Raw genomic sequence first — 662 nt, forward strand, 5'->3', positions numbered from 1 at the left:
CACCCCACATCTCGAACACCGACACGTCGAAGGCGTACGAGTGGAACATCGACCACACATCCGAGCCGTCGAACGCGTAGTGCTCCTGAGCCGTCTCCAACAGCCGCACCACATTCGCGTGACTGAGCACGACACCCTTGGGGCGCCCCGTCGAACCCGACGTGTAGATCACGTACACGGCGTTGTCCGGACCCGACACCCCGGGCAGGGCATCGACCCGCTCGGACTCCAGCTCGTCCAGGACCACCCGCTCGCCCTCGAAGCCGTCGAGCACCGGCAGCAGACCCGACTCGGTCACCACCACCCGCGCCCCCGCATCCCCGAGCATGAACGACAACCGCTCGGCAGGATTCACCGGATCAAGAGGCAGATACGCCGCACCCGACTTCAGCACACCGATCAGCGCCGGCACCAGAGCAGGACCCCGCTCCAGACACACCCCGACCAGCGACTCCGCCCCCACACCCAGCGACCGCAGGTGCCACGCCAGCCGGTTCGCACGCTCGTCCACCTCCCGGTACGACAGCGACACCCCGCCCGCGACCACCGCCACCGCGTCCGGCGTCCGCGCCGCCTGCTCCTCGAACAGCGCGTGCAGCGTCCCCGACACCGGCACCACCGGCCCCTGCGTACCGGCGGAAGCCAGGATCAACTCCCGCTCC

Annotated in this window: 1 protein-coding gene; it reads right to left on the minus strand. The window is 69.3% G+C overall.

Annotated elements, in window-relative coordinates; all coding sequences use genetic code 11:
- Positions 1 to 652, minus strand: a 652-nt coding sequence (locus IG05_RS0141045) for an AMP-binding protein (RefSeq protein ID WP_199808488.1), incomplete at its 3' end; no start/stop codon positions are given.
- Positions 653 to 662: the final 10 nt, after the last annotated feature.

This window comes from Streptomyces sp. NRRL S-1022, from assembly GCF_000720135.1.
GTDB lineage: Bacteria > Actinomycetota > Actinomycetes > Streptomycetales > Streptomycetaceae > Streptomyces.